3 protein-coding genes (1 of these 3 only partly in view) are annotated in these 12,179 nt (G+C 62.5%); 2 read left to right on the top strand and 1 reads right to left on the bottom strand.

Annotated features, from left to right (window positions below; translation table 11 throughout):
- Window positions 1–17: 17 nt before the first annotated feature.
- A complete protein-coding gene (locus tag ACOYXH_RS13430) occupies window positions 18–812 on the bottom strand; it encodes a helix-turn-helix transcriptional regulator (protein WP_095047888.1) in 795 nt (264 codons plus the stop codon).
- 486 nt (window positions 813–1,298) lie between these two features.
- On the opposite strand from ACOYXH_RS13430, the gene ACOYXH_RS13425 reads away from it, so the two are divergent.
- Both ACOYXH_RS13425 and ACOYXH_RS13420 read left to right on the top strand, forming a co-directional pair.
- Window positions 1,299–7,709, top strand: a complete 6,411-nt coding sequence (locus tag ACOYXH_RS13425; RefSeq protein ID WP_460410802.1) for an amino acid adenylation domain-containing protein — start codon at window positions 1,299–1,301, stop codon at window positions 7,707–7,709.
- A gap of 257 nt (window positions 7,710–7,966) precedes the next feature.
- Window positions 7,967–12,179, top strand: the beginning of a protein-coding gene (locus ACOYXH_RS13420) for an amino acid adenylation domain-containing protein (protein WP_460410801.1). Its footprint extends 8,804 nt past the window's final position; the window shows 4,213 of its 13,017 coding nt (coding positions 1–4,213); it begins with the start codon at window positions 7,967–7,969; the stop codon falls past the right edge of the window.

The raw sequence follows: 12,179 nt of genomic DNA, 5'->3' as shown, positions 1-12,179 counted from the left end.
TGAAAAGAGCGTTGTGCTCAGGCCCCGGCCATCCATTTCGCCAGGCCATGGCGGCCACTGACGCCGAGTTTGGCGGTGGCGCGTTTCAGGTAAGTCTCGATCGAGCTGTTTTTGACCCGCAGCTTTTCCGCCATTTGCGGCACGGTGCCGCCGGTCAACAGGCCGAGGCAGACTTCTTTCTCGCGCACCGACAGGGCGATGTCGCTTAATGCCAGGCGCTCATCGAACACCTGCGCCAGCGGCGCCTGATCCAGCTCGGCCAACGGTTGGCGCGGTTGCCGGGCGAGGATTTGCCGACTGATCTGCGCGTGACGTTCGATCAGCGGCAGCAGGGTGTCGGACAGGCTCTTGAGAAACGACAGCTCCGGCAGGGAAAACACCCGTTGGGTATGCGGTCGGTAAAACGAAATCACGCAACGGCGGTTGGACGTACGCGAAACCAGATTGCATTGATGGGCACTGTGTTGCGGATGGCGAGGCTGGAGCGAGGCTTTCAGTTGAATCAGCAGCGAGTCGTTCATCTCGATCATCTTCTGCAGCAGCGGATGATCGTCGGGGCTTTCCAGCGGATCGGGCGCGGCACAGGTCTGCGTCAAACCGGCGCTGCCCAACGGCTTGATGTCGACCACGCTGGCCTGACGCTCATCCAGCGTCCACTCACTGAGATCCACGCGGTTGACCGGCACCAAGGTGTCGACCAACTGGAACATGTTCGTGGCGAAGTGATCATCGCCGGTGCTTGCTATCAACTCACCCAGTTGCCAGTAGAAGTGTGGGTTTTCCATATTACGAATGCTGCCGGTCAGATTCATATCCTTCATCCTTGGTTCAGAGCCATCACTGAATCGTCTGCCGTCTCTGTAAAAGCCGCCCACGCAGTCATTTCTCCTTGAACATGATCTGGAGCGGGATTTAAGCCTATGGATTTGTCCTACGTCTGTAGGGGAAAACAGGGACACAAAGTGCCACTATTTCTGAATATTGGCGCCGGGGTTCTGACGCTGTTAAACGCCGGTGTAACGGCGAGTGTGACTGTTCAGTCACGCTCAAGCCCCGGAAAACCTGGCGAAGGGGAATTCTGATCGGCAGCGTTCGGGTAAATGGCGGCGCTGCTATGTGGTTTTTTTCCTACAAGCTTTTCAGTGTTTCCTCTCCGAACTTTTCGACAGTGCCTACGGTAAACACGCCCGCAAGGTCAGACAGGCGCTTACGAGCCTGGTGGTTGTCCGGGTTTCAGGTGTCATGTCGGCGCCGGGGCCGATGCTTGAATACCGGCAAAATTTCATGAGAAGGATCTTATGCAGCCTACTTCTGCCAACGTGGCGGACGATCTGTCCGTGCCTGTCGAGACATTCGCGCTGACTGCCGCCCAACGGGATATCTGGCTGGACCAATTGAGCCGCGGAGATTCGCCGCTGTACAACATTGGCGGTTACGTGGAGCTGACCGGGCCACTGGATCCGGCATTGCTGCAATCGGCGCTTGAGTGTCTGGTGGAAGCGAATGATGCCTTGCGCATTGTTCTGCGATCGGACGTGGGTCACGACGGGCTGCCGTTGCAAGGGTTTGCGCAGGCGCTGCCGGTGGCCATGCCGCTGTTTGATCTCAGCGGGCAAGCCGATCCACAGGCGGCGGCCCGGGCGCTGGTTGAAGCACAGATGGCGCAGGCCTTTGTGTTGAGCGGGCACGCGTTGTTCCGCTTCAGTCTGATTCGCCTCGATCGCCATCGTCACTGGCTGGCAGCCCAGGCCCATCACTTGATCATCGATGGCTGGGCGTTCGCGCTGCTGTTCAAGTCGGTGGGCGAGATCTACAGCACGTTTTGCCGTGGCGAGCGCCCGCGCATGGCGACACCGTCCTATGTCGACTTTATCGAAGATGACGCGCGCTACCATCAATCACCTCGCTATGAGCGCGACCAACGCTACTGGCTGGACAAGTACCGCAGTATTCCCGAACCCTTGTTGACCCCTCGTCATCGCGAACCCCTCGACGCTGAAGCGGCGCCCGCTCGGATCCACGTCAAGGCATTTCCAGCGCTGTTGCACGAACGCATGAAAGACACCGCGCGGCCACTGGGCGGCTCGGCGTTTCATGTCTTGCTGGCGGCGCTGCATGTGTATTTCAGTCGTACCGCCCAACGTGATGAATGGGTGATCGGTTTGCCGATTCTCAATCGCTCCGGTGCCCGCTTCAAAAGCACCTTGGGCTTGTTCACCCAGGTCAGTGCAATGCGCATGGGCTTTGGGCGAGCGCTGTCATTCGCTGAATTGATCAAGGCGATCGGCGCTGACCTGAAGCAGGATTTCCGCCATCAACGCTACCCGCTGAGCGAGATGAACCGCGCGCTGGGCCTGTTGCGCGAAGACCGTACGCAACTGTTCGAGCTGTCGCTGTCCTACGAACAGGACGACCATGACTACCGTTACGGTGAGGCTTCGGGACACTCGGTCAAGGTCTCCAACCAGCACGAGGCGACTCCGCTGGCCATTCACCTGCGCAGCAACCGTTACACCGACAAGGCTTGGTTGCATCTGGTGTATTCACCGGCCTATTTCACGGCTGACGAGATCGCGGCGTTGACTGAACGCTTGCTGCTAATTCTGCAGCAAGGCCTGGAATGCCCGGCGCTGGCGATCGCCGATTTCAACCTCAATAGCCCGGCAGAACTGGCCCGGCTCAATGAGTGGAACGACACCCGGGTCAGTTATCCGCAAGGCCGACTGATTCATCAGCGCTTCGAATCGCGAGTGGCCGAAGAGCCGGACGCGGTGGTCGCGACGTATCAGGGACGAACCCTTACTTATGCCGAGCTGAATCGGCAAGCCAATGCGTTGGCCCACCATCTGATCGGCCTCGGCGTGCTTCCTGACGATCGTGTGGCAATCGTTGCACGCCGTGGCCTGGACACGCTGGTCGGGCTGTTGGCGATTCTCAAGGCTGGTGCTGCTTATGTGCCGATTGATCCGGCGCATCCGCCCGAGCGCCTGAGTTACTTGCTCAGCGACAGTGCTCCGGTGGCGCTGCTGACGCAAAGCGATCTGCGTGATCGTCTGCCCGCCACAACGCTGCCGGTGATCGAGCTGGATCGGCGCGAGTGGCCGCTCGACAACTTGACCGATCCCGACGTGACGGGGTTGAACACCCACCACCTCGCCTATGTGATTTACACCTCTGGCTCCACCGGGTTGCCCAAAGGCGTGATGGTCGAGCACCGCACGCTGGGCAATCTGGTCGACTGGCACTGTGCGGCGTTTGGACTTGGCCCCGGGCAGCACACCTCAAGCCTGGCTGGCTTCGGTTTTGACGCAATGGCGTGGGAGGTGTGGCCGGCGCTGTGTGCCGGGGCAACGCTGAATTTTGCACCCGCGAGCGAAAGCAGCGAAGACATCGATGCGCTGCTTGCCTGGTGGCGTGCGCAGCCGCTGGATGTCAGCTTTCTGCCGACGCCGATTGCCGAATACGCCTTCAGCCAAAAACTCGATCATCCGACCTTGCGCACCTTGCTGATTGGCGGCGATCGTCTGCGCCAGTTCAGCCGAGCGCAAGGTTTTGCGGTGGTCAACAACTACGGCCCGACCGAAGCCACGGTGGTCGCCACCTCGGGGCTGATCAGCCCGGGGCAGGCGTTGCACATCGGCAAACCCGTGAGCAATGCCACGGCTTATCTGCTCGATGATCAGCAGCGTCCGGTGCCGATCGGCATCATTGGCGAGCTGTATGTTGGCGGCGCCGGGGTTGCCCGGGGTTATCTGAACCGTCCGGACCTGACGGCCGAACGCTTTCTCGACGACCCGTTCAGTGCGCAGCCTGATGCGCGCATGTACCGCACCGGCGACCTCGCGCGGTGGCGCGCCGACGGCAATCTTGAGTACATCGGTCGCAACGATGACCAGGTGAAAGTTCGTGGGGTGCGTGTCGAGCTCGGCGAGATCGAAGCCGCACTGGCCAGCCATGACGCGGTGCAGGAAGCCGTGGTGCTGGTGCGCGACGGTCAACTGTTGGCATGGTTCACCGAGCGTGAAGCGCTGGACATCCTGCAACTGCACGCGCACCTGACATCGCGCTTGCCGGCCACGATGCTGCCGGCCGCTTACATGCGCCTGGCGAGTTTGCCGCTGACCGCCAACGGCAAGCTCGATCGCCAGGCGTTGCCGGCACCGGGGCCGGACGCGTTGATCCGTCGTCAATACGAGGCGCCACAAGGTGACGTCGAAATCGCTCTCGCCCAGATCTGGGCCGAGGTCTTGCAAGTCGACCGGGTAGGGCGTCACGACCATTTCTTCGAGCTGGGCGGCCACTCCTTGTTGGCCGTGGGCCTGATCGAACGCATGCGCCAGATTGGCATGAGCAGCGATGTTCGCGTGCTGTTCAACCAACCGACACTGGCGGCGTTAGCGGCGGCAGAGGGCAGCGGCCGCGAAGTCGAGGTGCCGGCTAACCGCATTGCGCCCGATTGCACGTACATCACGCCGGACTTGTTGCCATTGGTTGAACTGGATCAGGCGATGATCGAGCGTATCGTCGCGACCGTGCCGGGCGGTGCCGCCAATGTGCAGGATATCTACCCGTTGGCCCCGTTGCAGGAAGGCATTCTCTATCACCACATCACCGCTGCGCAGGGCGATCCGTATTTGCTGCAATCGCTGCTGGCGTTCGACAGCCTCGAGCGGGTCGAGGCCTTTGCCGCTGCGCTGCGTCAGGTCATGGCGCGGCACGACATTCTGCGTACGGCGGTGGTTTGGGAAGGGCTGACGTCGCCGGTTCAGGTCGTTTGGCGCGAGGCGATTTTGCCGGTGCAGGAGGTCGAATTTGATCCTGCCCGTGGCGCGATCATCGATCAATTGCACGAGCGTTTCGACGCGCGGCGTTATCGTCTCGATGTCAGTCAGGCGCCGCTGCTGCGCCTGATGTATGCCCGTGATCCCGCGCACGACCGGGTGGTTGGCATCTTGTTGTTCCATCACCTGGCGATGGATCACATTGCGCTGGAGGCGATGCGCGAAGAAATCCACGCCAGCCTGTCCGGGCACGGCGAACCGCTGGCAGCACCGGTGCCGTACCGCAACTATGTGGCGCAGACGCGCCTGGGTGTCAGCGAGCAGGAGCATGAAGCGTTCTTTCGGCAGATGCTCGGCGACATCGACGAGCCGACCTTGCCGTTCGCTTTGCTGAACGTGCAGGGGGACGGCAGCAACATCGAAGAAGCCGAGCAGGCGCTGGCCAGCGCTCTCTATCAGCGCCTGCAGCAGCAGGCGCGCCTGGCGGGCGTGAGCATCGCCAGCCTGATCCACCTCGCCTGGGCGCAAGTATTGGCGGCGACCTCCGCGCAGCAAAGTGTCGTATTTGGCACGGTGTTGATGGGCCGCATGCAGGGTGGCGCGGGTGCCGATCGGGCGCTCGGGGTGTTCATCAACACCTTGCCGCTGCGGGTCGATGTCGGCGAGGGTGCGGGCGCAGCGCTGAAGTCCACCCATGCGCGCCTGAGCGCGTTGCTTGCCCATGAACACGCTTCGTTGGCGCTGGCCCAGCGTTGCAGCGGCGTTGCTGCGCCGGCACCGCTGTTCAGCGCCTTGCTCAACTATCGGCACAGCGATGATGTCGAGCAAAAAACCTCGCGGCAAACCTGGCAGGGCATCGAGACCCTGGCTAACGAGGAGCGGACCAATTACCCGTTTACCCTGAGTGTCGATGACCTCGGCACAGGCTTGCGGTTGACCACCCGAACCCTGTCGAGCATCGGCGCACAGCGGATTTGCAGTTATGTGCAGTCAGCGCTGAGCGTGTTGGTCGAAGCGCTGGAGAACACGCCGCAGCGGCCGCTGAATAGACTGCCGTTGTTACCGCAGGAAGAACTGCAACGGCTGCTGATCGAGTTCAACGATACGGCAGTCGACTGCCCGCTGGATCAGCCACTTCAGGCACTGTTTGAACAACAGGTACAGCGCAAGCCGGATGCCATCGCCGTGCAGTTCGCCGAGCAACGCCTGAGCTATCGCGAGTTGAACGAGCAGGCCAACCGCCTGGCCCATTATCTGCGCGGGCTCGGCGTGCAACCGGATTCGCGGGTCGCGATCTGCGTCGAGCGCGGGCCTGAACTGGTGATCGGTCTGTTGGGCATTCTCAAGGCCGGCGGTGCTTATGTGCCGCTCGATCCGGATTATCCGCAGCAACGGCTCAACTACATGTTGCAGGACAGCGCTCCGGTCGCGCTGCTGGTGCATGCCGCAACGCGTGATTTGCTCGGCGAACCCGGCGTGCCACTGATCGATCTCGATCTCGGTGTATGGCGGGACCAACCGCACGAGAATCCGCAGGTGCCCGGTCTCGTCGCGGCGAATCTGGCCTACATGATCTACACCTCCGGCTCCACCGGCACGCCGAAAGGCGTGATGATCGAGCACCGCAGCGCCTGCAACATGGTGCATTGGGGTTCGCAGTTGTCGCCGCCGACTGAACACGGGGCGTTGCTGCAAAAGGCCCCGTACAGTTTCGACAGTTCGGTGTGGGAGATCTTCTGGCCACTGTGCTCGGGCATGCGCCTGGTCCTGGCGCGAGCCGATGGCAATCGCGATTCGGCTTATGTCACGCAAGTGATTCGTGAGCAAAACATAACCGTGGTCAAGTTCGTGCCGGCCTTGTTGCAGCAGTTCCTCGAACAGGACGATGTCAGCCAGTGCACCAGCCTGACCGATGTGCTCAACGGTGGCGGCGAGTTGACCGTCGCGCTGGCCCGGCAAGTGCGCGAGTGCCTGCCGTGGGTGCGCCTGCACAACGTCTACGGGCCGACCGAAACCACGGTCGACAGCAGTGGCTGGACGCTGCAACCCGGCGAGCCGGTGCCTCAGACACTGGTGCCGATCGGCAAGGCCCTGAGCAACACGCGGCTGTACGTCCTTGATGCCTTTGATCAGCCAGTGCCGTCAGGCGTCAGTGGGCATTTGCACATTGGCGGGGTGGGCGTGGCGCGGGGCTATCTGGGACTGCCGCAATTGCAGGCCGAACGCTTTATCGACAGTCCGTTCGTGCCTGGTGATCGCTTGTATCGCACCGGTGATCTGGTGCGTTATGGCGCCGATAGCAACCTCGAATTCCTCGGTCGTAACGACTTTCAGGTCAAGCTGCGCGGGGTGCGTCTTGAGCTGGGCGAGATTGAAGCCCGCCTGCTGGAACACCCGGCCATTCGCGAGGCGGTGGTGCTGGTACGCGATGAGCGGCTGGTGGCTTATTACACCCTGCGCGCCGAACTGGCTGCACCGACGCTGGAAGCATTGCGAGCGCATGTGTTGGTGCAGTTGCCGGAGTTCATGGTGCCTGGCGCCTACGTGAGGTTGGCGGCGTTGCCCTTGACGCCAAACGACAAAATCGACCGCAAGGCGTTGCCGGAACCGGGGGCGGAGGCGCTGCTCAGTCGTCCTTACGAGGCCCCCGCAGGCGACGTGGAAACCGCGTTGGCGCAGATCTGGGCGCAGGTGCTCAAGGTCGAGCAGGTGGGCCGGCACGACAACTTCTTCGAGCTGGGCGGGCATTCGTTGCTGGCGGTCAGTCTGGTCGCGCGCATGCGTCTGGCTGGCCTGCATGTCGACGCGCGCACGCTGTTCAGTCAGCCGACACTGGCCGCGCTGGCGGCACAGACCTCGCGGCAGGCGAAGCAGGTCGAAATCGCCCAGACCACCATCCCGAGCCTCAACCGCAAACGCCGGCTCTGATCGTCGGACACGAAACCTGTGGGAGCGAGCCTGCTCGCGAAAGCGCTGTGTCAGTCGCCATCAACATTGACTGAACCAACGCATTCGCGAGCAGGCTCGCTCCCACGGGGACTTGCGATGCTCACGCTGGCAGCTTGTCCCCGCTTCCCATGTCAGACACCCACGCCCCGATGTTTTAGTTTTTCCAGGCTGCGCGCCGCCTGCATGGACTCGCTGCTGCGCGCTCATTTTTTTTCGAATTTACAGCAGGTTACCTCATGCATTTCAGCGAACTGATGGCTGCCATTTCCACCCATGCGATCCGCCTTCAACAGGAAGATGAAGACCTGGTCATTCTGGGCAGCGACGACGCGCTGGATGACGCGTTGTGGGACAGCCTCGCGGCGCACAAGGCGCAACTGCTGGAGCTGGTCGCCCAACACGGCGGCGACTGGCTGAGCCCGGCCTTTCGCATCACCCCGGATATGCTGCCGCTGGTGCAACTGAATCAGGAAACCCTCGACCGCATCGTCGCCACGGTGCCGGGTGGCGCCGCCAACGTGCAGGACATCTATCCGTTGTCCGCGTTGCAGGAAGGCATGCTCTATCACCACCTCTCGGCCCCTGCCGGTGACCCTTACATCTCGCAGGCGCGCTTCGTATTCGACAGCCAGGAACGGCTGGACGCCTTCGCCGACGCGCTGCGCTGGGTGGTAAAACGTCACGACATCCTGCGCACCTCGTTCGTCTGGGAATATCTCGACGAAGCGCTGCAAGTGGTCTGGCGCGAGGCGCCGCTGGTGTGTGAGGAAGTCCCCGTCGACAGTGCCGCCGACGTGCTCACGCAACTGCTCGCACGCCACGACCCGCAACACTTCCGTCTCGACATGCAGCAAGCGCCTTTACTGCGCCTGGTGTATGCGCAGGATGCCGCGCAGGGCCGCGTGGTCGCGCTGTTGCTGTTTCATCACATGATCATGGATCACGTGGCGCTGGATGTGCTGCGCCGGGAAATTCAGGCCTGTCTGCTCGGGCAGACCGCGCAAGTGCCTGCCGCTGTGCCGTATCGCGATCACTTGGCCAGGGCACGCAAAGCCGGTAACGAGCAGGCGCAGGAAGCATTTTTCCGCGACATGCTCGCGGATATCGACGAGCCGACGCTGCCCTGTGGTTTGCAGGATGTGCAGGGCGATGGCCACGCCATCGAGGAAGCCTCGCTGATGCTCGACAGCCGCTTGAGCCGGCAGTTGCGCGAGCAGTCACGGCAGCTCGGCGTCAGCGTCGCGAGCCTGACGCATCTGGCCCTGGCGCGGGTGCTCGGGCAATTGTCCGGGCGCACGGCGGTGGTGTTCGGCACCGTGCTGCTGGGGCGGATGGACGCGGGCGAGGGCGGCGAGCAAGCGTTGGGCATGTTCATCAACACTTTGCCGCTGCGCGTTGATGTTGGCGAGCAAAGCGTGCGCGCCGGCGTGCTGGCGACCCATCGGCGCCTGACCGCGCTGCTGGCGCACGAGCAGGCTTCGCTAGCCCTGGCGCAACGCTGCAGCGCCGTTGCGGTGCCGACGCCGCTGTTCAGCGCGATCCTCAACTACCGACACAGCAGCGTTGAGGAAGTGGCGGAGGTGATCGACATCGCCCCCGGTGTGCAGGTGTTGGGTGCCCGCGAGCGCACCAACTATCCGCTGACCATCAACATCGATGACCTCGGCGCCGACTTGCGCATCACCGCGCTGGCGGATGCAGCGCTGGGGGCCGAGCGCATGGCCGCGTACCTGAACACGGCGCTGGAGAGTCTGCTCGCAGCCTTGCAAACCAGCGCCGATGTGCCGCTGCAAACGCTGCGCATCCTCCCGGCGAGCGAACGCGAACACTTGCTGTACGGCGTCAATTCGCCGCTGGCACAGTTCCCGGAAACCCTGTTGATTCACCAGCAATTCGAAACCCATGCCCAGGCCCAGCCTGAGGCCACGGCGCTGATGTTCGACGGACAAACCCTCAGTTACGGCGAACTCAACCGGCGCGCCAACCAGGTGGCGCATCATCTGCTGGCCCTGAACATTCGTCCCGACGACCGCGTGGCGATCTGCGTTGAGCGTGGCGCGCCAATGATCATCGGCCTGCTTGGGGTGCTCAAGGCCGGCGCCGGTTACGTGCCGATCGATCCGGCCTATCCGCTCGACAGAATCAGCTTCACCTTGCAGGACAGCGCCCCGGCAGCAGTGCTGATGCAGACGGCGACGCGCGAGCGCGTGGCCGCTCTCGAAGTGCCGCAGATCGACCTCGACAGCGCTCACCTCAAGGCCGAACTCGACAGCAATCCGCAGATCCCTGAGCTGACCCCGGCGCATCTGGCTTACGTGATCTACACCTCCGGTTCCACCGGTTTACCCAAAGGCGTGATGGTCGAGCACCGCAACGTGGCGCGGTTGTTTTCCGCCACCCACGATTGGTTCCAGTTCAACCCGCAAGACATCGGGGTGTTGTTCCATTCCTTCGCGTTCGACTTCTCGGTCTGGGAAATCTGGGCCGCGCTGGCGTTCGGCGGGCAATTGCTGCTGGTCCCGCAAGCCGTCAGCCGTTCGCCGGACGACTGCTATGCATTGCTCTGCCAGACCGGCGTGACCGTACTCAACCAGACGCCGAGCGCCTTCCGCCAACTGATCGCCGCGCAGGGCCGCAGTCAGCTGCAACACTCGTTGCGGGAAGTGGTTTTCGGCGGCGAAGCGCTGGAGCCGGGCTTGCTCAAGCCGTGGTATGCGCGGGTCGGCAATGCCGGCACGCGGCTGGTGAACATGTACGGCATCACCGAAACCACCGTGCACGTGACCTATCGACCGCTGCAAGCCGCCGACGCGCAGTTGCTCGGCGTCAGCCCGATTGGCGTGCGTATTCCCGATCTGCAACTGTATATCCTCGATGCTCAGCGCGAACCGGTACCGGTCGGCGTGATTGGCGAGTTGTACGTCGGCGGGGCCGGGGTGGCGCGCGGTTATCTGAATCGTGAAGCATTGACTGCCGAGCGTTTTATCAATGATCCGTTCACTGAAAATGTCGATGCGCGGCTGTATAAAACCGGCGACCTCGCGCGCTGGGCCGCCGACGGCAGCCTCGAATACCTCGGTCGCAATGACGATCAAGTGAAAATTCGCGGCTTCCGCATTGAGTTGGGCGAGATCGAGGCGCGGCTGTCTACTTGCGAAGGCGTGCGCGAAGCCGTGGTGATCGCTCGTGAGGACAGCCCCGGCGATCAGCGTCTGGTCGCCTACTGGCTGGCCGACGCAGGCGCTGCGCCGGATGTGGCGCAATTGCGTGATCATCTGTTGGCGGGGTTGGCTGACTACATGGTGCCAAGCGCTTTCGTGCGCCTGGAAGCCTTCCCGCTGACCACCAACGGCAAGCTCGACCGCAAAGCCTTGCCGGCACCGGACAGCGATGCATTCGCGCGGCGCGGTTTCGAAGCGCCGGTCGGAGCGGTAGAGAATCTGATTGCTGGTCTCTGGCAGACATTGCTTGGTGTCGAGCAGGTCGGCCGCCATGACAATTTCTTCGAGCTCGGCGGTCATTCGCTGCTGGCAGTGAAGCTGATCGAACGCATGCGCCAACAGGATCTGCACTGTGACGTGCGCGTGCTGTACGGTCAGCCGAGTGTGGCCGCGCTGGCGGCGACCTTGAGCAGCGAACGCGGCATCGTCGTTCCCGACAACCTGATCAAGCCAGGTTGTACGCGCATCACCCCGGCCATGTTGCCGCTGACCAATCTCGATCAAGCCGCGATCGACCGTGTCGTTGCAACCGTGCCGGGCGACATCGCCAATGTGCAGGATATCTATGGCCTGGCGCCTTTGCAGGCGGGAATTCTCTATCACCATCTGGCCACCGCTGCCGGTGATCCGTATGTGTTGCAGGCGCAATTTGCCTTCGACGGTCTGGCGCAGATCAAAACCTTCGTTCGCGCCTTGAACGGCGTGATCGCGCGCCATGACATTCTGCGCACCGGCATCGTCTGGGAAGGGCTTGAAGAGGCGGTGCAAGTGGTCTGGCGCGAGGCGCCACTGGCGCTGGAACGCGTCGATGCTGACGAACTCGACGGCGACGTGCTCGAGCAGATGCAGGCGCGTTTCGATCCACGCCACTATCGTCTGGACCTCAATCGCGCGCCGCTGATGCGTTTTGTCTACACCGAAGATCAGCCGCACAAGCGCTGGATCGGCATTCTCCTGATGCACCATATCGTCCTCGACCACACCGCCCTCGACGTGCTGGTCGCGGAAATGAATGACGTCATGCTTGGTCGCAGCGAGCATCTGCCGCCGCCGGTGCAATACCGCCACTTTGTCGCCCAGGCGCGGCTCGGCGTTGATGATCAGGCCCATGAGGCGTTCTTCCGCGAGATGCTTGGCGATATCGACGAGCCGACCGTGGCCTTCGGTCTGCAGGACGTGCACGGCGACGGCAGCGACATTCTCGACAGTCATTCCGAGCTCGATGCCG

It is taken from the genome of Pseudomonas sp. Mb7 (assembly GCF_054790525.1).
This window is presented reverse-complemented; position numbering and strand designations above follow the sequence as displayed.